Consider the following 21,782-nt stretch of genomic DNA (forward strand, 5'->3'; position numbering starts at 1 on the left):
CTCGCTGGTTGACCTGGTAGCTATCTAGAATGCTAGCATCCTAACCATGACCGACGAACCTGCCAAGAAGGCGCAGTTCAACGTCTACCTGCCGCCTGACCTGATCCGCCGGGTCAAGCACAAGGCGATCGACGAGGGCACGAGCTTGTCCGCCCTGGTCGAGGAGGCGCTGGCCCAGTACCTGACCAAGCACGGGGAGGCCCGAGGATGAACGACGTGGTGATCCGGCCGTTGCGGTTCACGGCCGACGTGAAGGCGATGCGCGCGTTTCTCGAGACGCTCGGCCTGCAGGCGCGGGTCGACGGCGAGGACCGTGGCTGGGTGGACCTGGTGGCGGGCAGCGGCATGGTCGCGCTGCATTCCTCCCAGACGTCCTCGACGGGCGGGCAGCCGGGGGACACCCGGCTGACCTTCGAGTCCGACGACATCGACGAGCTGAAGGACCGGCTGATCGAGGCCGGCTACGAGGACGCGACCACCTGGGACGAAGCGTACGGACGGGTGCTGTCGGTCGGCGGACCAGGCGGCACGGTGTTCTGGGTGGACGAACGGTCCGAGGACCTCTACGGCTACAAGCTGCACGAGAGCGAGCCCGATCTCCGCCTGACGGTCGCGCCCCAGTTGTCCGGGGCGAACCAGGCCGACTGGCTGCGCTTCCTGGACCTGGTCGGCTGCCGGCAGCCAGTCACCTTCGGCCCGGCCGACGGCGAGTTCGCGGTCCGCCTCGACCTGCGGACGACCGAGCCGCTGACCGAGATGCTCGATCGGCTCACGGCCGCCGGCTACTCGGCCGAGCTGTCCGGGACCAGGATCGCCATCATCGATCCCGACGGTCAGCCGATCCGGGTGCACGGATGATCACCGTCCGCCCGGCCACGCTCGACGATGTCGAAGGCGTCCGCGCGATCGGCCACCGGACCTGGCCGGTCGCGTACGCCGAGCTGGCGACCCCCGAGTTCATCGAGGACGGGCTCGCTCGCTACTGGTCCGCCGGTGCGATCGAGTGGGGAATCCGGAACGGCATCACCCTGGTCGCGGTGGACACCGGAAGTACCGAGCTCGTCGGCATGGCCGGGCTCGGTCAGGAGGACGGCTTCTGGGTGATGTGGAAGCTGTACGTCCTGCCCGGGTACCAGGCCGGCGGTGTCGGCAAGGCGTTGCTCGACGGCGCGATCGAGGCGTTACCCGCGGGGACGGACCAGTTGCTGCTCAACGTCCTGGTGGGCAACGAGAAGGCGATCGGGTTCTACCGGCGGCACGGATTCCGTGAGCCCGAGCGGACCCCGGCCCGTGAACTCGGCGACCATCAGTGCTGGATGGGTCTTGACCTCGACCGCACCTGACGCCCGATGATCGCCGGTGTGCCTGAACGCCTTCGCGACGACGCAGACTTCCGCCGGTACTGGCTGGCCCGTGCCTTCTCGATCACCGGGTCGATGGTCACCGCGATCGCGTTACCGGTCCTCGTCTACCGGCTGAGCGGGTCGCCGTTCCTCACCGCGTTGGTGAGTGCGCTGGAGGCCGCGCCGTACCTGCTCGCCGGGCTGTTCGCGGGAGCGTTGTCGGACCGGTGGAACCGGCGGCGCGTGATGATCTCGGCCGACCTGGTCAACGCGGTCGTGATCGGGTCGATCCCGCTCGCGCACTGGCTCGGCGTTCTCACCGTCGCGCACGTCCTGGTGGTCGGGTGCCTCGTCCAGTCGATCTACACGTTCTTCGACGGGGCCAACTTCGGCGCCCTGCCGGTACTGGTCGGCCGCGAGCGGGTCGCGCAGGCGAACGCGGCGGTCTGGACGGCGTCGAGCCTGATCGAGTTGATGGTCCCGCCGCTGGCCGGGTTGGTGCTCGCCGTTCTCAGCCCGGCCACGTTGCTCGCGTTGGACGCGCTCAGCTTCGTCGCGTCGGCGGCCGCGGTCCGGGGGATCATTCGGTCCATGTCGCAGGTCCGCGAGGGCCGCCCGCCGTTGCGGCCGCGGGTGCTGTTCGCCGACATCGGTGAGGGGATCCGTTTCCTCGTCCGGCATCCCGGGGTCCGGACGATGACGATCGTGGGCGCCCTGCAGTCGTTCGCGGGCGGCGGGTTCGTCGCGTTGATGGTGGTGTGGTGCGACCGCGTGCTGCACATCGGCACCTCGGGACTGCGGTTCGGCCTGGTCTTCGGTGCCTGGGGGATCGGGGGAATGGCGGCCGCGGTCGGTCTGCCGCGGTTGCTCCGGCGGGTGCGGCCGGCCGCGATCACGTTGTTCGCGTTGCCGGTGTCCGCGGTGCTCGGGATCGTCACCGCGCTCGTCCCGACCTGGCCGCTGGCCGCGATCGCCTTGCTCACCTGGGGTTCGGCGTACATGTTGGTGATCGTCAACTCGATCACGTACCGCCAGCAGGTGACGCCGGAGCACCTGCTCGGCCGGGTGAACACAGCCGGCCGGATGCTGTCCTGGGGCGTCGGCTGGACCCTCGGCGCGATCGTCGGCGGCGTGCTCGGCGGTCACCTCGGGGTCCGGGCCGCGATGGTCGTCCTCGGTGTGGCCGGCTTCGGCGCGGTACTGGTCGCGTGGACCTCGCCGCTGCGCCGACTCGCGGCCGCGCCCGACCCGCTGCAGGCCTGACCTGGCGGAATCGGCTAGGTTCTGCCCGTGGGCGTACGGGTACTGGGTCCTCGCGACCTGCCAGCAGCGAGGGCCGTCATCGCCCGCGATCCGGTCGTGAACGTGTTCGTGGACAGCCTGGTGCAGGCGTCCGGGCTCGATCCACGCCGCGGCGCCGAGGTGTGGGGCTACGTGGCGCAGGGCGAGATCGAGGCGCTCTGCCACGCCGGCGGCAACATGGTCCCGGTCGGCGCGGGGGAGGCCGCGTTGCGCGCCTTCGCCGGGTACGCCCTGCGCCGTGGCCGGAACTGCTTCCAGATCCTCGGTCCGGCCCGCGCGGTCGACCAGCTGTGGACCGCGCTCGAGCCGCACTGGGGCCCGGCCCGCGAGATCCGTGACGAGCAGCCGTTCATGGTGATCGAAGGCTCGCCGGCGATCGCCCCGGATCCGCTGGTCCGCGCGGTCGAGCCGGTCGAGCTGTCGGTCCTCTACCCGGCCTGCGTCGCGATGTACACCGAGGAGGTCGGCGTCCCCCCGCAGACCGGGCCGGACGGCACGTTCTACCGGTCCCGGGTGGCCGAGCTGATCCGGGCCGGCCGGGCGTTCGCGCGGATCGAGGACGGCAAGGTCGTGTTCAAGGCCGAGGTCGGTTCGGTGGGGACCGGGGTGTGCCAGATCCAGGGGGTCTGGGTCGATCCCGAGCGCCGGGGCGAAGGGCTGGCGGCACCCGGGATGGCCGCGGTGGTCGAGCTGGCGCGCCAGATCGCGCCGGTCGTCACGTTGTACGTGAACGCGTTCAACACACCCGCGCGCAGGGCATACGAGCGGGTCGGCTTCCGGACCGTGGAGACGTTCGCGACGATCCTGTTCTGAGGCTGAGCGCTCACCGTGATGGTGTGCCGACCGCTGGTGAGGTTGGCTGAACCGCAGCGCCGCCCCGCCCCGCCCCGCGGAAGGATCTCTGATGCGTCGGATCGCTGCTGTCCTGGCCTGCCTGACCTTGCTCTGCGCCGTTCTTCTTCAGCCCGCAACCGCCGCCGCCGAACCGGCGTACTACTCCCTGCGCCTTCCGGACGGCCTGTCGGTCGCCACCTTGCTGAACGAGGGCTACGACATCAGCCACGCCCACTCGTCCCGCCCGGTCCTGGTCGCGACCCCCGACGAGGTCCGCGGCTTACGGGATCGCGGTGTGGTCCTCGGCAAGATCGGCGCCGTCTACCAACCCGTCCTCCGCGACGCCGCGGCTGACGGTACGACGTACTACGGCGGCTATCACACCGCGGTCGGTCACGAGCAGCACAACGCGGAGGTGGCGGCGGCGCATCCCGAGCTGGTCCGGCTGTACGACATCGGCGACTCGTGGAAGAAGGCGAAGGGCCAGGGTGGTCACGACATCCAGGCGCTCTGCATCAGCAAGCTCGTGGCCGGCGGCTGCGCGTTGGACAGCACCGGCAAGAAGCCGAAGTTCGTCCTGCACGCGCAGATCCACGCCCGCGAACTGGTCACCGGGGAACTCGCGTACCGCTGGATCGACCTGCTCACCTCGTCGTACGGCAAGGACCCGGAGCTCACCGCGTTGCTCGACACCCGCGAGCTCTGGGTCGTCCCGATGGCGAACCCGGACGGCGTGGACGTGGTCGCCTCGTCGCCGTCACGGCCGGTGATGCAGCGCAAGAACGTGAACGACACCGCGGGTGCTTGCCCGGCGAGCACCGCCGGCGTGGACCTGAACCGGAACTCGGGCTTCCAGTGGGACGCCGACCAGGGCGGTCCGTGCGACGAGACGTACCCGGGCGCCCGGGCGGAGTCGGAGCCGGAGACGCTCGCGATCCAGGGGCTGCTGGACAAGATCTTCCGCGACACCAAGGGCGACGTCTCCTCGCCGGCCCTGCCGGGGACCACGGGCGTCTTCCTCACGTTGCACAGTTTCGGGAACGACATCCTCGCGCCCTACGGGTACACGAACACGCCCGCGCCGGACCAGGCGAAACTGGTTGCTCTGGGCAAGAAGATGGGTGACTTCACCGAGTATCCGGTGAGCACAGGCGACGGCGGGGTCGGGTACTTCGCGCCCGGGGCGACCGACGACTGGCTGTACGGCACTCGCGGGGTCCCGTCGTACACGTTCGAGGTGGGGCCGGACTCGGGGTCCTGCGCCGGCTTCTTCCCGGCGTACGCGTGCCTGGACTCGACCTTCTGGCCGAAGAACAAGGACGCGTTCGTGTACGCGGCGCAGGCGGCGGCCGCGCCGTACGGGGAACTTCCTACCCGCAGGTAATAAGGTGCTCGTATGAGCCGGAGCAGGAGTACGACGGGATTGGCCGCGCTGTTCGCTGTCCTGGGGGTGCTGCACTTCGCGAAGCCGCGGCCGTTCGAGCGGATCGTGCCGCACGCCCTGCCGCGGAAGAAGGAGCTCGTGTACGCGTCGGGGGCGGTGGAGCTGGCGTGTGCGGCCGGCTTGTTGCACCCTCGGACCCGGCGAGCGGCGGGAGTGGCCAGTGCCGGGTTGCTGGTCGCCGTGTTTCCCGCGAATGTCCAGATGGCCCTTGATCTGAACAGAAAAGGCTCGCCGGCGGCGAAGGCGGTCGCGTTCGCCCGGCTGCCGTTGCAGGTTCCGTTGATCCGGGCGGCACTGAAAGCGGCCCGGGAGCAATGAAAGCCGGGCCGCCGCCCCGCTGAGCCGGCCGGGGTGGGGCTGTGGAAAAGTGGTGAGAGTACACGCCCGGGGCGGATATCCTCTTGGGCGTCCGTTGTTTTCTTCCTACTGGTTCCGCCTTGGAGATTCCCGTGATTCTGCGTATGTCGTCGCTGTTCCTCCGCACCCTTCGCGAGGACCCGGCGGACGCGGAGGTCCCGAGCCACAAGTTGCTCGTCCGCGCCGGCTACATCCGCCGGACCGCGCCGGGGATCTACACCTGGCTGCCGCTGGGGCTGCGGGTGCTGCGCAACGTGGAGAAGATCGTCCGCGAGGAGATGGACGCGATCGGCGCGCAGGAGCTGGTGTTCCCGGCGCTGCTGCCCCGGGAGCCCTACGAGGCGACCAACCGCTGGACCGAGTACGGGCCGAACCTGTTCCGGCTGAAGGACCGCAAGGGCGCCGACATGCTGCTCGGTCCCACCCACGAGGAGATGTTCACCCTGGTGGTGAAGGATCTGTACTCGTCGTACAAGGACCTGCCGCTGTCGATCTACCAGATCCAGAACAAGTACCGCGACGAGGCGCGGCCGCGGGCCGGCGTGCTGCGCGGGCGCGAGTTCGTGATGAAGGACTCGTACTCGTTCGACATCGACGACGCGGGGCTGGAGAACTCCTACGAGCTGCACCGCAAGGCCTACATCCGGATCTTCGACCGGCTCGGCTTCGACTACGTGATCGTCAAGGCGATGTCCGGCGCGATGGGTGGTTCGCGGTCGGAGGAGTTCCTGGCGATCGCGAAGAACGGTGAGGACACGTTCGTCCGCTCACCCGGTGGGTACGCGGCGAACGTCGAGGCCGTCGTCGTCCCGCAGGCGGAGCAGGTCGACGCCGCCGCGGTGCCGGCCGCCGAGGTGGTCGACACCCCGGACACGCCCACCATCGACACCCTGGTGGACGCGCTGAACGCGAAGCACGCCCGCACCGACGGCCGCGAGTGGACGGCCGCCGACACGCTGAAGAACGTGCTCGTCACCCTGGTGCACCCCGACGGGAGCCGCGAGCCGCTGGCGATCGGCATCCCCGGCGACCGGGCGATCGACGAGAAGCGGCTCGGCGCGCAGGTCGAGCCGGCCGAGGTGGTCGCGTTCGAGGACGCCGACTTCGCGAAGCACCCCACGCTGGCGAAGGGGTACATCGGCCCGGGCGTGCTCGGCAAGGAGAACACCTCCGGGATCCGGTACCTGCTCGACCCCCGGATCGCCGAGGGCTCGGCCTGGGTGACCGGCGCGGACAAGTCCGGCTTCCACGTCGTCGACCTGGTGTACGGCCGCGACTTCACCGCCGACGGCACGATCCAGGCGGCCGAGGTCCGGGACGGTGACCCGGCTCCCGACGGCTCCGGCGCGCTCGCCACCGCGCGTGGGATCGAGATGGGCCACATCTTCCAGCTGGGCAGGAAGTACGCCGAAGCCCTCGACCTCAAGGTCCTGGACCAGAACGGCAAGCTCGTCACGGTCACCATGGGCTCGTACGGTGTCGGCGTCACCCGCGCGGTGGCCGCCATCGCCGAAGGCAACCACGACGAGCTCGGCCTGATCTGGCCCCGCGAGATCGCCCCGGCCGACGTCCACCTGGTTGCCACCGGCAAGGACGCGGCCGTCTTCGAGAAGGCCGCCGAGCTGGCCGGGGAGCTGGAGTCGCGTGGTCTGACGGTCCTGTACGACGACCGGGAGAAGGTCTCGCCGGGCGTGAAGTTCAAGGACGCCGAGCTCCTCGGCGTCCCCACCATCGCCATCGTCGGCAAGGGCCTCGCCGAAGGCACCATCGAGCTCAAGGACCGCCGCACCGGCACCCGCGAGGACGTCCCGGTCGCGGACATCGTCGACCAGTTGGTCGCAGCAGTCCGCGCCTGATCAGTCGCTCAGCAGCCCCGCCCTCCCGAAGGGGGCGGGGCTGCTGCCGTTCTGCGACCGCGAGGCTTTTGCGCCCACTACCGCGTTGTTGCACGACTAGCGAGTTACAACATGCCATCCACTCAACAACCCGTCATCCATCCGGCAACCTGCCAGCAAGCTCCAGTCCGCGGATCGCTGATCCTTGGCGGGTTCTGTGGTCCATAGCGGTTTGTTGCGCGGATGGCGTGTTGCAACGCGCTATCCGCTCAACAACCTGCCAGTCGACCGCGCTGAGATCCTCACGGCAAGAGTGAGGACCGAGCTTGCTCGGAGTACTGGCGTGCCGGCGATCTACGTGATCAAGGCGACCAAGCCGGGAGCCTGACCCAGCGCGTCAGGGGCGGACCCAGACGGTCCAGCGTTCGAGGCGGAGATAGTCGAGGCGTTGGTACACCGGTTGGCCGTCGTCGCTGGCGATGAGGGCAGCCGGGCTGTCGGCGTACTGGGTGGTGGCTGCCCAGGTGACGGCGGCACCGGCGCCTCGGCCGCGGGCTTGGGGGAGGACGGCGACGTTCTCGACGACGGTCAGGCCAAATGCGTGGTGGGCGACCGAGGTGGCGAGCGGGACCTTGCCGTCGTAGCCGACCCAGACCGTGCTCGGGCCTTCGAGGAACGTCGGGTCGTAGAGCGAGCCCGGTTGGTACGGCTGCAGTTCGGGCAGCGGGTAGCCCTCGATCAGCACGCGTTCGGCGTCGGCCAGGATGTCGAGGTCGGTGGCCGGGCGGATCTCCAGGTCGGTGGTCGGCGGCGTTGTGGTCGTGGACGGGAAGCGGACCATCAGCGGGGGATGGCCGGCGAGACCGAGGCCGAGGTGTTTGAGGTTGCCGGTGGGCCAGGCGCTGACGAAGAGGTACGGCGCATCGCGCGGGAACTCGCGATCCACGGCGGCGATCACCTCGCCGGGGTCGACCGGTTGCTTCAGCACCACCCAGTTCGTCAGGGCGCCGCGGTCGCCGAGGAATCCGGCTGCCCACGTCTCGCCGTCGTACCACGGGTTGCCGGTCCGGCGGGCCGCGTCGGTGGCCCAGGAGGCGTGGGCGAGAACGGCTTGGCGGACGAGCGAGTCGTCGGCCGGCAGATCGGCTTCCCAGCCGGTCGCGAGGTGCTCACCCTCGGGTGGCAGGATCGAGGCTCCCATTGCCTCACTGTTCCATCGCGGCGCCGATTTGTCTCCGGTCGGGCGCCGGGACCACCAAGCCCACCGATGACGGCGATGTGCGGTCCGTCACCTGGGCCGCGGTAATGGTTTTGCTGTACAAGGTCATTACCTGATCATGGGTTTGTGAGTACTTTCTGCCCGCGGTGCCGCTGTGCCTGACGTGTCGCTCTGGACCCTCGTCTTCCTCGTGATCGCGGCCTTCTCGGCCGGCTGGATCGACGCCGTCGTCGGTGGCGGTGGCCTCATCCAGCTCCCCGCGATGCTGCTCGGTCTGCCGTCCGCGTCACCGGCCCAGATCCTGTCCACGAACAAGATCTCCTCGTTGTTCGGTACGTCGACGAGCGCGGTGACGTTCGGCGTCAAGGTGCGGCCGGACCGGCGGACCGTGCTGCCGCTAGCGATCCTGGCCGGGCTCGGGGCGGCCGCGGGCGCGTTGGTGGCGACGAAGATCCCGATGACGTGGTTCAAGCCGATCGTGCTGGTCCTGCTCGTCGTGGTCGCGATCTACACCGCGATGAAGCCGTCGCTCGGGGCCCGCACCGCGCTCCGCTTCGATGGGCGGAACCACTACGTCGCGGCCGGCGCCGTCGGTATCCTGATCGGCTTCTACGACGGCGCGGTGGGGCCGGGGACGGGGTCGTTCCTGATCTTCGCGCTGGTCGGGTTGCTCGGCTACAACTTCCTGCAGGCGAGCGCGAAGGCGAAGATCGCGAACGTGGCCACCAACGTCGGCGCGATCCTGGTGTTCGCCGCGCACGGGGCGCCGTTGTGGGCGCTCGGGGTGACGATGGGTCTGGCCAACATGCTCGGCGGCCTGCTCGGCGCCCGGACCGCGGTCGCCCGCGGCAGCCGGTTCGTCCGGATCATCTTCCTCGTCGTCGTGTCCGCCCTGATCCTCCGGCTCGGCTACGACGTCTTCCTCGCCTGACCCCACTAGATGCCGCAAGCAACTAATTGGCGGGAATTCGGTTGCAGGCGGCAAGTTCGCGGCCGCACACTGGTGCACGCACGGCCGGATCAGCAGCGGCATCGGCGTTCGCCGGGACCGTCCTGCGCGTCGTACCCGGCGCGGTGCATCAGCCGTTCTGCGACGGACAAAGGGCACCATGTCCGTCCCGGTCGGCACGCGGTCCCGAACCACGGCTCTGCGGGCCTGGCTGCTCGGACAGAGCCGGTACCTCCGCCGCTGGTTCGGGGTGCGGACCGGGACGGATCCTGCCGTCACCGCGGCAGCAGAAGGACGATCCGGGCGAGGGGAGTGGGGAAATGGCGAAGGTCACCGTGCAGGCGTACGAGCGGGTCCTGCTGTATCGCGACGGGGCTTTCGAACGCGAGCTGGAGCCGGGACGCCACACCGTTCGCCGGATCTGGCGGGTTCGCCGTGAGCCCGTCGATCCGCGCCTGCGGCAGCTCGCGGTCGCGGGTCAGGAGATCTTCACCGCCGACGGTGTTCCCGTACGAGTGACCGCGGTACTGCGCTGGCAGGTGGCGGATCCGCGCGCGTTCGTGGAACGCGCCGAGGACCCGACCGAACTCCTGCACGTGGCCCTCCAGCTCGCGGTCCGTGACGCGGTCGGTCGACGCGAACTGGACGAGCTGCTTCGCGCGGAAGGCCGTGACGCCGTGACCGCCGAGCTGGCCGACCCCGTCCGCGCGGAAGCGGCCGAGCTCGGGATCGCGGTGCAGAGCGCTGCCGTACGCGACCTCGTACTCGTCGGCGAACTGCGGACGGCGCTGGGCGAGACCGCCCTCGAACGCCAGCGCGGCAAGGCGGCCCTCGAACGCGCCCGGGGCGAAGCGGCCGCCCTCCGCTCCCTGGCCAACAGCGCCAAGCTCCTCGACGACCACCCGGCCCTGGCAACCCTCCGCCTGGTCCAGACCGCCGCCGACTCCGGCGCCACCGTCGTCCTCACCCCCGACGGCCTCCCGCCGCGCCGCTAGCGGATCAGGCCTGTCAGAAGCTGCAACCGACGACCGAACCGGCTCTGCCGCCCTTAGGCTCCGGCCATGGGAATGACGGAGATCTTCGACGGCAGGGTCGGCCTTACGTTCGGGCAGATCTACCTGATGAGCGGCGGCCTGGACTGGCCCGACTTCGACGCTTCGCGGCGGGGTCAGGTCAACAAGCTGTGTGGTGCGGCGGAGGCCGGGCGGTTGTTCCTGGCGACCGCACTGCACACGGGGGACGTTGGCTTCCGGGTCGAGGTCTGGGGTGAGGAGCCGCCGATCGACGAGCAGTGGGAGGAGATCGTCGAGGTCTCGTTCGTGCCGCACGGGCTGGATATCCGGATGCACGGCTTGGACAGTGGACCGCTGGTGAGGTTCGAGCTGCCGGAGGCGGGCTACCGGGTTCGGTACTGCGGGACGAACCTGGATGCCGGTCGCGCGGCGGACGTCGTGGGCGAGGACGAACCGGTGGTCGATCGGTACCTGTTGCAGTTCTGGCCGGCCAAGCGCGCGGCCGACGTGATCGTCAAGCAGACCAGCGCCTACGCCCAGCTGGAACACAACCCGAACGGCCGGGATTAGGGTCGGGTGCATGGTCGATTACGACGGGCGGTTGTCCTCTGTTTATGCCGAGGGGCGGCGGGTTTCGGGGGAGACCGTCCGGAGCTGGATGAACGCATTCGCGGGACTGGCTCCGAAGCAGCGGCCGTTGGGGGTGGTTGATCTCGGGTCCGGAGTCGGGCGGTTCACGCCCGCTTTGGCCGAGGCGTTCGGCGGGCCGGTGTACGGGGTCGAGCCGTCGGCGCGGATGCGGGGGACCGCCGAGGCGAACGCGACGCATGACCGGGTCACCTACCTGGACGGTGCGGCCGAGGCGATTCCGTTGCCGGATCAGGCTTGCGACGTCGTGGTGATGTTCCTGTCGTTCCACCATTTCCCCGACCAGCAACGCGGGCTCCGAGAGGTGTTCAGGGTGCTGAGGCCTGGTGGAGTCGCCTTGCTGCGGACCCAGTTCCGGGACGTCATGCCGGACCTGTTCTGGTACGCGTACTTCCCGTCGGGGCGCGCCGTCGACGCCGGGATGTACCGGACTCTCGCGGAGACCAAGGCGCTGGCCAAGAACGCCGGCCTCGAGCCCGACGACGAACCCGTCTGGGTCGATGCCGACGAGCCGCGGACCCTGCGGGCGGCGTACGAGCGGCTGCGGCATCGGGCGCTGTCCACGTTCGAGCACCTCCCTGAGGACGAGATCGAGCGCGGCCTCGCCGAGTTCGCGAGGGACGCCGCCGACCGGCCGGACGAACCGGTCCCGTCCTACCCCGGGGCGGTGCTGCGGCTCACCCGTCCCAGTGCACCTTGAGCGCCGACGGTTTGCGGAAGACCAGACCCTGAGGCGCGGGGGAGTCGGGGTCGAGCCGTAGACCCGGGAACGCGAGGATCGCCGACAGGGCCGCGAGCCCTTCGAGCCGGGCCAGGTGCATCCCGAGGCAGATGTGCGGCCCACTCGCGAACGCCAGATGGCGACGCGCGTTCGGGCGGCGGACGTCGTACCGGTCTGGGTCGGGGAAGACCTCGGGATCCCGGCCGGCGCCCGCGAGCGAGACGGTGACGAGGTCGCCGCGGTTGATCGTCACGGGGCCGAGGACGGCCTCGCGAGTGGCGTACCGATCGACGACGGCCGCGGCCGGTTCGAGCCGGAGCGACTCCTCCAGCGCGTTCGGCAGCAGGGTCGGGTCCGCCCGGACCAGGTCGAGCTGGTCGCGGTGGTTCAGCAGCTGCCAGAGGGCGTTGGTGATCATGCCCTCGGTCGTCTCGATCCCGCCGAACATCAGCACGGCCGCGTTCGCCACCACGTCGTCGATCCCGAGTCCGGCCCGGGCCGCCTCGGCCACCAGCGAGTCCGACGACGCGATGCCCGAGGCAACGTGTTTGTGCAGCAGCGCGAACGCCTCGGCGCCTTCGGGCGTGGCCGGCCGCCCGGCCGGGATCCCGGACACCGACGCCGAGATCGCCTCGTACCAGCCGAGCACCGTGTCCGCCGAAGCGGGCGGGAGGCCGAGCGAGTACGCCACCACCGCGACCGACAACGGCCCCGCGACCGTCCGCCGCAGATCGGACGCGCCCGAAGACGCGATCGCGCCGACCAGGTCGTCGACGGTCGACGCCACCAGGTCGCCGAACCGGGCCCGCGTCTCGGCGAGCCCGAACGCCTTCTCGAACGGTGCCCGGTGCGCGGCGTGCGCGGCGCCGTCGAGCGACAGCATCGACGGACCCACCACCTGGGCCGTCGAGAACCGCGGATCGTCCACCGTGAAGGTGTCCGGGTCCCGCATCACCCGCATCGCCAGCTCGCGACTGGTGACCACCCAGCCACCGAGCGCGTCCACCCAGCCCACCGGCCGCAGCGCCGCCAGCGCCGCGTGCGGGTCGTTCTCGAGTTCCACCAGAGTCACCATCGGGACCGAGCGTACGATGCAGACCACAGATATGAGTGGTATTGCTGAGACAGATCGGATCCCAACGACTCAGCGAGGCACTGGGTTACAACTGAGGATCCGTGGGCATCTAGGGTGTGGGCCATGTCTGAGAACCTGGTGCTGCTCCCTGCCGTGGATGTGGCGGACGGGCAGGCTGTCCGGCTGGTGCAGGGCGAGGCCGGCAGCGAGACCTCGTACGGCGAGCCGCTGGCCGCCGCGCTGGCCTGGCAGGAGGCCGGTGCCGAGTGGATTCACCTGGTCGACCTCGACGCGGCCTTCGGCCGCGGCAGCAACCGGGAGTTGCTGGCCGAGGTGACCGGCAAGCTCGACGTGCAGGTGGAGCTGTCCGGCGGCATCCGCGACGACGCGTCGCTGGAGGCCGCCCTGGCGACCGGTGCGCGCCGGGTGAACATCGGCACCGCCGCGCTCGAGGACCCCGAGTGGTGCGACCGGATCATCCAGGCGTACGGCGACCGGGTCGCGATCGGCCTGGACGTCCGCGGCCGGACCCTGGCCGCGCGCGGCTGGACCAAGGAGGGCGGCGACCTGTACGAGGTGCTGGCGCGGCTCGAGGCGGCCGGCTGCGAGCGGTACGTCGTCACCGACGTGACCAAGGACGGCATGCTGCAAGGCCCGAACCTGGACCTGTACCGCGACCTGTGCGCGCGCACCGACAAGCCGATCATCGCCTCCGGTGGCGTTTCCAGCCTGGACGACCTCCGGGCGCTGGCGACGCTGGTCCCGGACGGCGTCGAGGGCGTCATCGTCGGCAAGGCCCTGTACGCCGGCGCGTTCACCCTGACCGAGGCACTCGAACTCACCCGTGGAGGGGACCAGTGAGGCTGGCCGAGAAGCTCAAGGGCAAGAAGGTCCTCGTCACCGGGGTCACCGGTTTCGTCGGCGAGGCCCTGCTGCACCGGATCATCGGCGAGCTGCCGGACACCACCGTCGTCGCGATCATCCGGCCGAAGGGCTCGCTCAAGGGCGCCGACCGGATGGCCCAGCTGTTGAAGAAGGACATCTTCAAGCCTTTCTACGGCGAGGGCACCCCGTACGCCGACGCCGAGGCGCTGTCGGCGGCCCGGGTCGAGGTCGTCGAGGGCGACCTGGCCGACGTCCCGGCGCTGCCGCGGGACCTCGACATCGTCGTGCACTGCGCCGGTGACGTCAGCTTCGACCCGCCGATCCACGAGGCGTTCACGACCAACGTGCTCGGTACCAAGAGCCTGCTCGAGCGCATCGTCGAGACCGAGCGCCCGGTGCACTACGTGCACATCTCCACCGCATACACCGCGGGCCGCCGGCGCGGCGCGATCCCCGAGGCCCCGGTCGACCACACCGTCGACTGGCGGTCCGAGGCCGAGGCCGGGATGGCGATGAAGGCCCGGGTCGAGGAGGCCTCCCGGTCGGCCGCGATGCTGGCGAAGTTCCGCAAGGAGTCCGAGAAGCTGCACCGCCGGGCCGGGCACCTGACCGCGGCCGCGGACACCGAGCGGCGGCGGACCGAGTGGGTCGCGAAGAAGCTGGTCGAGACCGGCACCGAGCGGGCCCGCAGCCTCGGCTGGACCGACTGCTACACGTTCACCAAGGCGCTCGGCGAGCGCGTCGTCGAGGAGTTCGCGGCGACGCTGCCGACCTCGATCGTCCGGCCGGCCATCATCGAGTCCGCGGTGCAGAGCCCGCACCCGGGCTGGATCGAGGGCTTCAAGATGGCCGAGCCGCTGATCCTGGCCTACGGCCGCGGCGAACTGCCCGAGTTCCCGGCCAGCCCGGACTCGGTGGTCGAGATCATCCCGGTCGACCACGTCGTCGGCGCCATCTGCGCCGTGATGGCGACCGAGCCCGAGCTGTCGAAGCCGGAGTACTACCACGTCAGCTCCGGCGCCCGGAACCCGCTGACCTTCGAGCAGCTGTACGCCGGCGTCCGCGCGTACTTCTCCAAGCATCCCTTCGACCTGGGCGAGCGCGGCGCGGTCCGGCTGCCGGTCTGGAAGTTCCCCGGCGGGGACTCGGTGGAGAGCATGCTGCGGTACGGCGAGCGCGCCCACAAGATCGCCGACCAGATCATCACCCACGTGCCGCGCGGCGAGCGCACCCGCAAGTACGCGCGCGAGCTGGACGTGCAGAAGCGCCGGATCGACTTCCTCCGCCGCTACATGGACCTGTACTCCGAGTACGCCCAGGCCGAGCTGCAGTTCATCGACGACAACGTGCTCGCCCTGCACAACGCGCTCGAGGGGGACGACCGGGAGAAGTTCTGGTGCGACACCTCGATCGTGGACTGGCAGTACTACCTGCAGGAAACGCACTGCCCGAGCGTGACGGACTCGCTGCGCCGGCTGGACGTGGTCCGGAAGAAGCGGAACAAGGCGCTGGCCGAGTCGGCCGGCACCCTGAAGAAGGCGACGCCGTCGGAGGACGGTGAGATCATCGCCGCTTTCGACATGGACGGCACGTTGCTGTCGTCGAACGTGATCGAGACCTACCTGTGGATGCGGCTGCCCGAGCTGGACAGCCACCAGCGGGTCGGTGAGATCGGCGCGATGCTACGCAAGCTGCCGAAGCTGATCGCCGCCGAGCGCAAGGACCGCGGTACCTTCCTGCGGACGATCTACCGCCGCTACCAGGGCGCCGACCTGGAAGAGCTGAACCGGATCGTCGACGAGATCCTCGCCGAGCACGTGCTGGAACGCCTCAGCGGAGCGGCCGTCCGGCGGATCCGCGAGCACAAGGCGGCCGGGCACCGGACCATCCTGATCACCGGTGCGGTGCGCCCGCTGACCCGGCCGCTGGAGCCGTTGTTCGACGAGATCGTGGCGGCCGAGCTGGCCGTCGACGACCGCGGCCGCTGTACCGGGTTCCTGACCGGCCCGCCGTTGGTCGGCGAGTCCCGGGCCGCGTGGATCAAGCACCGCGCCCGCGGTACGTCGATCGACCTGTCCCGGTCGTTCGCGTACGCCGACAGCCACTCCGACCTGCCGATGCTGACCACGGTCGGCAATCCGGTCGCCGTCTCGCCGGACGTGCCGCTGTTCCGGGCCGCCCGGGCCGCGCGCTGGCAGATCGTCGACTGGAAGACCCCGTCCACTTCGTCCCGACTGGAGATCCCCGGGGTGAACGCCCGATGATGCTCGCGCTCGAGATGTACCGGTCGCCCGCCAAGTACCTCGCGGCGAAGGCGGTCGGCGGCCGGATCCCCGGCATCCTGACCGGCCCGGCGGCCCCGCTCCGCCTGGTCACGATCAACGAACCGAAGGCCGACCGGGACGGCTGGGCGCGGATCCGCCCGATCCTGTCCGGCATCTGCGGTTCGGACCTCGGCATGGTCACCGGCAGTACCAAGCTGTACTTCTCCGCGATGGTGTCGATGCCGTTCGTCCCCGGCCACGAGGTGGTCGGCGAACTGCTCGACGACTGCGAGGACCTGCCCAAGGGCACCCGCGTCGTGATGGACTCCGTCCTCACCTGCGCGGCCCGCGGCGTCGAGCCGTGCGTCGGTTGCTCGTCCGGCAACACGAACCGATGCGACCGGATCACGGTCGGCCACGTCGCGCCGGGGCTGCAGACCGGGTTCTGCCACGACACCGGCGGCGGCTGGGGCAACGTGATGGTCGCCCACCGCAGCCAGTTGTACGCCGTACCGGACGGGCTGTCGGACGAGCGCGCGGTACTCACCGAGCCGCTCGCGTGCGCGGTCCACACCGCGCTCAAGGCCAAGGTCGAGCCGGGCCAGTCGGTGCTGGTGAGCGGCGCCGGCGCGGTCGGCCTGTTCGCGACACTGGCGTTGCGTGAGCTGACCCAGGCCGGCCGGATCACCGTCGTCGCCAAGCACGCCCGGCAGCGCGAGCTGGCCCGGGCGTTCGGCGCCAGCGACGTGGTGGCGCCGGACGAGGTGTTCCGTGGCGTCCGCCGGGCGACCGGCGCGTTCCGGTTGACCCCGGAGATGGGCCGCGAGTTCCTGCTCGGCGGCGTCGACGTCGCCGTGGACGCGGTCGGCAGCAAGGACTCGATCGACACCGTGCTGCGGGTCACCAAGGCCGGTGGCCGGGTCGTGCTGTCGGGGATGCCGTCCACCGGGGCGGACCTGTCGCCGGTCTGGTTCCGCGAGCTGGAGCTGACCGGGACGTACGCGTCGGCGCTGGCCGAACCGAACGACAAGCCGGCCTTCGAGACCGCGCTGGAGATTGCCGCGAAGGCCCCGCTGGACGGGATCGTCGGGGCGCGTTATCCGCTGTACCGGTGGCGTGAGGCACTGGACCACGCACAGTCCGCCGGCCGCTTGGGGACCGTCAAGGTCGCCTTCGATGTGAGGGCTTCATGACGGGGCCGCTGAACGTACGACGAGAGAGGTTCTGACATGTCCCGGCCAGGGTTTGTGCTTGAGGTGGACGACCGCACGCCCCCGCTGCTCGTGCACAACGGCGAGGGCTTCCTGCTGGAGCGGTTCCCGCTCGGTACCCGGGTGGTGTACCCGCCGGAGGCGCTGCCGCCGGTCCGCGACGTGGAGGAGGCGATCCAGAACGCGTTGCTGAACCCGCTCGAGTCGGAGCCGCTGCCCGAACTGCTGCGGCCCGGGATGCGGCTGACCATCGCGTTCGACGACATCTCGCTGCCGCTGCCGCCGATGAAGAAGCCGGACATCCGGCAGCGCATCATCGAGGCCGTGCTGACGATGGCGGCGGACGCCGGCGTCGACGACGTCGAGCTGATCTCCGCCAACGCGCTGCACCGCCGGCTCACCCCGAACGAGCTGCGCGAGATCGTCGGCGAGCGCGTCTTCCGGTCGTTCTTCCCCGACGGCAAGCTGTACAACTTCGACGCCGAGGACACCGAGAACCTGACCCACCTGGGCCAGACCAAGCACGGTGAGGACGTCGAGATCTCCAAGCGGGCGGCCGAGTCCGACCTGCTGGTCTACGTGAACGTGAACCTGGTGGCGATGGACGGCGGCCACAAGTCGACGTCGATCGGGCTGGCGTCGTACAAGTCGCTGAAGCACCACCACAACAGCCACACGATGATCCACTCGCGGTCCTTCATGGACCACAAGGCCTCGAAGATGCACCACTCGGCCTGGCGGATGGGCGCGGTGCTGACCGAGCACGTCAAGGTGTTCCAGATCGAGACCACGCTGAACAACGACATCTTCGGCGGGCCGCTGGAGTTCCTGCAGAAGCGCGAGTGGGAGTGGTCGATCAAGGACCAGGCCGCGATGCTCGCCGCCAAGCGCGGGCTCGACCTGGCCCCGGCCAAGATGCGGCACCGGATCTTCACCGACGTCCGGTCGAACTACGGCCTGACCGGGATCCATGCCGGCAAGATCGAGCCGGTGCACGAGAAGACGATCGAGAACGTGCACCGCCAGCACCTGGTCGAGGTGCAGGGTCAGTCCGACGTCGCGATCATGGGCGTGCCGTTCGTCGGCCCGTACAACGTGAACTCGGTGATGAACCCGATCCTCGCCGCCTGCATGGGACTCGGGTACTACTTCAACTCGTACCGGGGCAACCCCGTGGTCCGCAAGGACGGCGCGGTCATCCTGTACCACCCGGTGGACTACGAGTTCAGCCAGCTGCACCACCCGTCGTACGTGGACTTCTTCGAGGAGGTGCTGTCGGAGTCGACCGACCCGGCCACCATCGAGGCGAAGTTCGAGAAGCAGTACGCCGAGGACCCGTGGTACATCCACCTGTACCGGACGTCGTACGCGTACCACGGCGTGCACCCGTTCTACATGTGGTACTGGATCTCGCACGCGCTGGACCACTGCGGCGACATCGTCTGGGTCGGGGCGAACCGCAAGGCCGTCGAGCGGATGGGCTTCCGGTCCGCGTCGACCCTGCAGGACGCGCTGGAGATGGTGAGCCACTCGGTCGGCCGGTCGCCGTCGATCACCTACCTGCACAACCCGCCGCACCTGCTCGCGGACGTGCGCTGATGGGTGCCAACCTGGTCAAGTTCAGCCGGGACACCGCGCGGGACGTGAAGCAGGTCGCCCGCGGCTGGCGCTGGGGCCGCCGTCCGCAGGTTCCGCGGTCCGCCGAGCCGTACGTGGTGCCGAAGGAGACCACGGTCTTCCCGACCAAGTGGGCCCGGACGCCGGCGGCCATGGCGGTCCGAGAGGTGCTGCAGAAGGGCGCGCTCAATTCGGTCCTGCGGTGGGAGGTGAACCCGCGGGTGAGCGGGCTGGACTCGTTGCTGAAGCTGGACGGTCCGGCGCTGATCGTGGCGAACCACTCGTCCCACCTGGACACCCCGTTGCTGCTCTGCACGCTGCCGGACGCGATGCGCCGGCGGACCGCGGTGGCCGCGGCGGCGGACTACTTCTTCGACACCTGGTGGCGGGCGACGGCGTCGGCGATCGTGTTCAACACGTTCCCGATCGAGCGCCGCGGCGGCAAACTCAGCTCGACCCCGGGTGACCTCCTCGCCGATGGCTGGAACGTGGTCGTCTTCCCCGAAGGCACCCGCTCACCCGACGGCTGGATGGAACGCTTCCGGATGGGCGCGGCCTACCTCGCCGTCGAGCACGGCGTCCCGGTCGTCCCCGTCGGCATCAAGGGCTCCTTCGCGGCCATGCCCCGAGGCCGAGGCTGGCCGATCCCGGGCCGCCCGACGGTTGCGGTCCGCTACGGCGACCCGCTGCACCCGGCCGAGGGGGAGAGCGCCCGCGAGTTCGCCCCGAAGATCTCGGCCGCGGTCTCCGCCCTCCTGGACGAAGAATCCACCACCTGGTGGGAAGCCCGCCGCCGGGTAGCAGCAGGCGCATCCCCCTCCCAGTCAGGCCCCCAAGCAGCCCGCTGGCGCCGAGTCTGGGAGTCGACCGCGCCGGTCGAGGCCCCCGAGTCGAAGCGCCGCGCCTGGAAGTAACCGAGAAGCCCCGGCCGCACCCCGCAGCCGGGGCCTCGTCTCGCCCCCTTCGCCCTCGCCTCGCCCCTTCGCCCTCGCCTCGCCCTCGCCCTAGTCCCGCCTCGACCCCGCCGCGCCGCCGCCGACTTTGTGCGCGGGCTAGTCATTTAGCCTTGCCGAGTACGGCTGGTGGGCGCACAGAGTCGGTGGGGCGTGGTTGGTGGGCGCACAAGGTGTACCCGGGGTGGCGGGCGGGTGTGTCCCAGGCGTTCGTCCCGGTGGGTCGTCTCGCCTGCCTGGCCGTGGTACTCGGACTTTGTGCGCGGGCCAGGCATTCACCCCTGCCGAGAACGGCTGGTGGGCGCACAGAGTCGGTGGGGCGTGGTTGGTGGGCGCACAAGGTGTGTACCCCGGGGTGGCGGGCTTGTGTGGCGGGCGGACCAGGCGGTGTCTTGGGTCGTTCGAGTTGAAGGGGACCGGTGTCCTGGGTCGGGCCGGTCGGCTGGGTACGCTTGGCCGCGTGAGTCTTGCCGTGCGTGTGATCCCCTGCCTGGACGTGGATGCCGGGCGGGTGGTCAAGGGTGTCAACTTCGTCGACGTGCGCGACGCCGGCGACCCGGTCGAGATGGCCGAGTTGTACGACGCGGAGGGCGCCGACGAGCTGACGTTCCTCGACATCACCGCGTCCTCGGGTTCCCGGGAGACGACGTACGAGGTGGTCCGCCGGACGGCCGAGCAGGTGTTCATCCCGCTCACGGTCGGTGGCGGTGTGCGGGAGGTCGGCGACGTCGACCGGTTGCTTCGGTCGGGCGCGGACAAGGTCGGTATCAACACCGGCGCGATCGCCCGGCCCGAGGTGATCTCCGAGATCGCCCAGCGGTTCGGCAACCAGGTGCTGGTGCTGTCGCTGGACGTGCGTCGTTCGGCGGACCAGCCGAGCGGGTTCGAGGTGACCACGCACGGTGGTCGCAGGTCCGCCGGCCTGGACGCGATCGAGTGGGCCCGGCGGGGCACCGAGCTCGGCGCGGGCGAGATCCTGCTCAACTCGATGGATGCCGACGGCACCAAACAGGGGTTCGACCTGGACCTGATCCACGCCGTCCGCGCCGTCGTCGACATCCCGCTGATCGCCAGCGGGGGAGCGGGCGCACCCGAACACTTCCCGCCGGCGGTCGAGGCAGGCGCCGACGCGGTGCTCGCGGCGAGTGTCTTCCACTTCGGCGACTTCCGCATCGCCGATGTCAAGAAGGCGCTGCGCGACGCCGGCGTCGTGGTCCGGTGAGCGGCATGGTGGTCCAGCGCCCGGACCAGGACGACAAGGCGGGCACCCCAGCACCTGGTACCAAGAGCGCAGAGCAAGCCGAGCAAGCAGGGCGTACGCGGGGAGCTGAGCAAGCCGGTCGGTTGATCGCTGACGTCGAGCAGGAGCTGTCGATGCTGCTCCGCCGGTCGCGGTCGGCTTCGATGCTGCTCGCGCGGCGGGTGCACCCGGAGATGGACGCCGCGGGGTACGCGTTGATCTCGCAGATCGACCTCGGCACCGCGTCCGGCGGTCCGGGGGTACGGGCGTCCGACGTGGCGCAGGCGCTCGGCCTCGACAAGTCGACCGTCAGCCGTGGACTGACCCAGCTCGAGACCCTCGGCCTGATCGAGCGCGTGGGCGACCCGGACGACGGTCGGGCCCGGTTGCTGCGCCTGACGGAGACCGGCGCGGAGCGGTTCGGCGCGATGCGCGACCAGCGGCGGGCCGAGTTCCGCGAGATCCTGGACCGCTGGGACACCCCGGACCTGACCGACCTGGCCCGCCTGCTCAGCCGCCTCAACACCGACTTCAGCTGATCTGTACGCCCGCAGTCGGCCATGTGGCGCCTTGTTGGGCGACTGTCGTGTTGTAGCCCGCCAGTCGTCCAACAACCCGCCAGTCGCCCAACAACCGGCTGGTCGCCCAACAACCGGCTGGTCGCCCAACAACCGGCTGGTCAGCTGACCGGGCACCCACTGCAACGACTGGCGTGCAGCTGGCTGGCGCCTTGTTGGGGGACTGCCGTGTTGTAGCCCGCCAACAACCTGCCATCCGTCAATATCCCTGGCCGTCGACCGCGGTCATCGACGCGGGTGGCGGCTACAGTGCGCACCCAAGGTCCAGGCTGAGATCACCAAAGTCACCATATC

21 protein-coding genes are annotated in these 21,782 nt (G+C 70.0%); 19 read left to right on the top strand and 2 right to left on the bottom strand.

Annotated features, from left to right (window positions below):
* The first annotated feature begins 46 nt into the window (after positions 1 to 46).
* From FB561_RS23760 to FB561_RS23795, 8 genes are all read left to right on the top strand, one after another.
* Positions 47 to 211 carry a ribbon-helix-helix domain-containing protein gene (locus FB561_RS23760; RefSeq protein ID WP_145810378.1) on the top strand — a complete coding sequence of 55 codons (165 nt, stop codon included), beginning with the start codon at positions 47 to 49 and terminating at the stop codon, positions 209 to 211.
* Positions 208 to 858 (top strand): VOC family protein, encoded by a 651-nt coding sequence (locus FB561_RS23765; RefSeq protein ID WP_145810380.1) that lies wholly within the window; start codon positions 208 to 210, stop codon positions 856 to 858. The genes FB561_RS23760 and FB561_RS23765 overlap by 4 nt, the downstream gene beginning before the upstream one ends.
* Positions 855 to 1,343, top strand: a complete 489-nt coding sequence (locus FB561_RS23770; RefSeq protein WP_145810382.1) for a GNAT family N-acetyltransferase — start codon at positions 855 to 857, stop codon at positions 1,341 to 1,343. Before FB561_RS23765 ends, FB561_RS23770 begins: the two co-directional genes overlap by 4 nt.
* A gap of 18 nt (positions 1,344 to 1,361) precedes the next feature.
* On the top strand, positions 1,362 to 2,606 hold the full coding sequence (locus tag FB561_RS23775; protein WP_170284749.1) for an MFS transporter: 1,245 nt from the start codon (positions 1,362 to 1,364) through the stop codon (positions 2,604 to 2,606).
* 27 nt (positions 2,607 to 2,633) lie between these two features.
* On the top strand, positions 2,634 to 3,458 hold the full coding sequence (locus FB561_RS23780) for a GNAT family N-acetyltransferase (protein WP_145810384.1): 825 nt from the start codon (positions 2,634 to 2,636) through the stop codon (positions 3,456 to 3,458).
* A gap of 91 nt (positions 3,459 to 3,549) precedes the next feature.
* On the top strand, positions 3,550 to 4,863 hold the full coding sequence (locus FB561_RS23785) for a M14 family zinc carboxypeptidase (RefSeq protein ID WP_145810385.1): 1,314 nt from the start codon (positions 3,550 to 3,552) through the stop codon (positions 4,861 to 4,863).
* Positions 4,864 to 4,875: 12 nt separating this feature from the next.
* Positions 4,876 to 5,241 carry a DoxX family protein gene (locus FB561_RS23790; protein ID WP_145810386.1) on the top strand — a complete coding sequence of 122 codons (366 nt, stop codon included), beginning with the start codon at positions 4,876 to 4,878 and terminating at the stop codon, positions 5,239 to 5,241.
* A gap of 131 nt (positions 5,242 to 5,372) precedes the next feature.
* Positions 5,373 to 7,136 (top strand): proline--tRNA ligase, encoded by a 1,764-nt coding sequence (locus FB561_RS23795; protein ID WP_145810388.1) that lies wholly within the window; start codon positions 5,373 to 5,375, stop codon positions 7,134 to 7,136.
* Positions 7,137 to 7,512: 376 nt separating this feature from the next.
* Here FB561_RS23795 and FB561_RS23800 read toward each other — a convergent pair whose 3' ends face one another.
* A complete protein-coding gene (locus tag FB561_RS23800; RefSeq protein WP_145810390.1) occupies positions 7,513 to 8,316 on the bottom strand; it encodes a GNAT family N-acetyltransferase in 804 nt (267 codons plus the stop codon).
* Positions 8,317 to 8,488: 172 nt separating this feature from the next.
* Here FB561_RS23800 and FB561_RS23805 point away from each other — a divergent pair, with 172 nt between their 5' ends.
* From FB561_RS23805 to FB561_RS23820, 4 genes are all read left to right on the top strand, one after another.
* Complete coding sequence (locus FB561_RS23805) at positions 8,489 to 9,265, top strand: sulfite exporter TauE/SafE family protein (RefSeq protein WP_145810393.1); 777 nt, start codon at positions 8,489 to 8,491, stop codon at positions 9,263 to 9,265.
* A gap of 338 nt (positions 9,266 to 9,603) precedes the next feature.
* Complete coding sequence (locus FB561_RS23810; RefSeq protein WP_145810395.1) at positions 9,604 to 10,278, top strand: slipin family protein; 675 nt, start codon at positions 9,604 to 9,606, stop codon at positions 10,276 to 10,278.
* 66 nt (positions 10,279 to 10,344) lie between these two features.
* Positions 10,345 to 10,866 (top strand): hypothetical protein, encoded by a 522-nt coding sequence (locus FB561_RS23815; RefSeq protein ID WP_145810397.1) that lies wholly within the window; start codon positions 10,345 to 10,347, stop codon positions 10,864 to 10,866.
* A 10-nt stretch (positions 10,867 to 10,876) separates the two neighbouring features.
* Positions 10,877 to 11,644 (top strand): class I SAM-dependent methyltransferase, encoded by a 768-nt coding sequence (locus FB561_RS23820; RefSeq protein ID WP_145810400.1) that lies wholly within the window; start codon positions 10,877 to 10,879, stop codon positions 11,642 to 11,644.
* On the opposite strand, the gene FB561_RS23825 is transcribed toward FB561_RS23820, so the two are convergent.
* The gene (locus FB561_RS23825) at positions 11,622 to 12,740 is read right to left on the bottom strand and encodes a cytochrome P450 (protein ID WP_145810402.1); all 1,119 of its coding nucleotides are present in this window, start codon (positions 12,738 to 12,740) and stop codon (positions 11,622 to 11,624) included. The two genes, FB561_RS23820 and FB561_RS23825, sit on opposite strands and share 23 nt — an antisense overlap.
* Before the next feature lie 123 nt (positions 12,741 to 12,863).
* On the opposite strand from FB561_RS23825, the gene priA reads away from it, so the two are divergent.
* The 7 genes from priA to FB561_RS23860 all read left to right on the top strand — a co-directional run bounded on the left by priA (position 12,864) and on the right by FB561_RS23860 (position 21,449).
* Positions 12,864 to 13,601 carry a bifunctional 1-(5-phosphoribosyl)-5-((5-phosphoribosylamino)methylideneamino)imidazole-4-carboxamide isomerase/phosphoribosylanthranilate isomerase PriA gene (priA, locus tag FB561_RS23830; protein ID WP_145810404.1) on the top strand — a complete coding sequence of 246 codons (738 nt, stop codon included), beginning with the start codon at positions 12,864 to 12,866 and terminating at the stop codon, positions 13,599 to 13,601.
* Complete coding sequence (locus FB561_RS23835; RefSeq protein WP_145810406.1) at positions 13,598 to 15,889, top strand: HAD-IB family hydrolase; 2,292 nt, start codon at positions 13,598 to 13,600, stop codon at positions 15,887 to 15,889. The genes priA and FB561_RS23835 overlap by 4 nt, the downstream gene beginning before the upstream one ends.
* Positions 15,889 to 17,082, top strand: coding sequence for a zinc-dependent alcohol dehydrogenase (locus FB561_RS23840; protein WP_202880905.1), 1,194 nt, complete (start codon positions 15,889 to 15,891; stop codon positions 17,080 to 17,082). The genes FB561_RS23835 and FB561_RS23840 overlap by 1 nt, the downstream gene beginning before the upstream one ends.
* A gap of 63 nt (positions 17,083 to 17,145) precedes the next feature.
* Positions 17,146 to 18,699, top strand: a complete 1,554-nt coding sequence (gene larAH, locus FB561_RS23845) for an NPN-dependent hydroxyacid isomerase, LarAH14/15/16 family (RefSeq protein WP_238335010.1) — start codon at positions 17,146 to 17,148, stop codon at positions 18,697 to 18,699.
* Positions 18,699 to 19,631 carry a lysophospholipid acyltransferase family protein gene (locus FB561_RS23850; RefSeq protein ID WP_145810412.1) on the top strand — a complete coding sequence of 311 codons (933 nt, stop codon included), beginning with the start codon at positions 18,699 to 18,701 and terminating at the stop codon, positions 19,629 to 19,631. Before larAH ends, FB561_RS23850 begins: the two co-directional genes overlap by 1 nt.
* A 499-nt stretch (positions 19,632 to 20,130) precedes the next feature.
* On the top strand, positions 20,131 to 20,892 hold the full coding sequence (gene hisF, locus FB561_RS23855; RefSeq protein ID WP_145810414.1) for an imidazole glycerol phosphate synthase subunit HisF: 762 nt from the start codon (positions 20,131 to 20,133) through the stop codon (positions 20,890 to 20,892).
* Between the two features lie 5 nt (positions 20,893 to 20,897).
* On the top strand, positions 20,898 to 21,449 hold the full coding sequence (locus FB561_RS23860; protein ID WP_145810415.1) for a MarR family winged helix-turn-helix transcriptional regulator: 552 nt from the start codon (positions 20,898 to 20,900) through the stop codon (positions 21,447 to 21,449).
* The last annotated feature ends 333 nt before the right edge of the window (positions 21,450 to 21,782 follow it).

Source organism: Kribbella amoyensis, from assembly GCF_007828865.1.
Classification (GTDB): Bacteria; Actinomycetota; Actinomycetes; order Propionibacteriales; family Kribbellaceae; genus Kribbella; species Kribbella amoyensis.

Coding starts and splice junctions, on each gene's coding strand:
- FB561_RS23760 (WP_145810378.1), top strand. CDS start 47: ATGACCGACGAACCTGCCAAGAAGGCGCAGTTCAACGTCTACCTGCCG.
- FB561_RS23765 (WP_145810380.1), top strand. CDS start 208: ATGAACGACGTGGTGATCCGGCCGTTGCGGTTCACGGCCGACGTGAAG.
- FB561_RS23770 (WP_145810382.1), top strand. CDS start 855: ATGATCACCGTCCGCCCGGCCACGCTCGACGATGTCGAAGGCGTCCGC.
- FB561_RS23785 (WP_145810385.1), top strand. CDS start 3,550: ATGCGTCGGATCGCTGCTGTCCTGGCCTGCCTGACCTTGCTCTGCGCC.
- FB561_RS23790 (WP_145810386.1), top strand. CDS start 4,876: ATGAGCCGGAGCAGGAGTACGACGGGATTGGCCGCGCTGTTCGCTGTC.
- FB561_RS23800 (WP_145810390.1), bottom strand. CDS start 8,316: ATGGGAGCCTCGATCCTGCCACCCGAGGGTGAGCACCTCGCGACCGGC.
- FB561_RS23810 (WP_145810395.1), top strand. CDS start 9,604: ATGGCGAAGGTCACCGTGCAGGCGTACGAGCGGGTCCTGCTGTATCGC.
- FB561_RS23815 (WP_145810397.1), top strand. CDS start 10,345: ATGGGAATGACGGAGATCTTCGACGGCAGGGTCGGCCTTACGTTCGGG.
- FB561_RS23820 (WP_145810400.1), top strand. CDS start 10,877: ATGGTCGATTACGACGGGCGGTTGTCCTCTGTTTATGCCGAGGGGCGG.
- FB561_RS23825 (WP_145810402.1), bottom strand. CDS start 12,740: ATGGTGACTCTGGTGGAACTCGAGAACGACCCGCACGCGGCGCTGGCG.
- priA (WP_145810404.1), top strand. CDS start 12,864: ATGTCTGAGAACCTGGTGCTGCTCCCTGCCGTGGATGTGGCGGACGGG.
- FB561_RS23840 (WP_202880905.1), top strand. CDS start 15,889: ATGCTCGCGCTCGAGATGTACCGGTCGCCCGCCAAGTACCTCGCGGCG.
- FB561_RS23850 (WP_145810412.1), top strand. CDS start 18,699: ATGGGTGCCAACCTGGTCAAGTTCAGCCGGGACACCGCGCGGGACGTG.
- FB561_RS23860 (WP_145810415.1), top strand. CDS start 20,898: ATGGTGGTCCAGCGCCCGGACCAGGACGACAAGGCGGGCACCCCAGCA.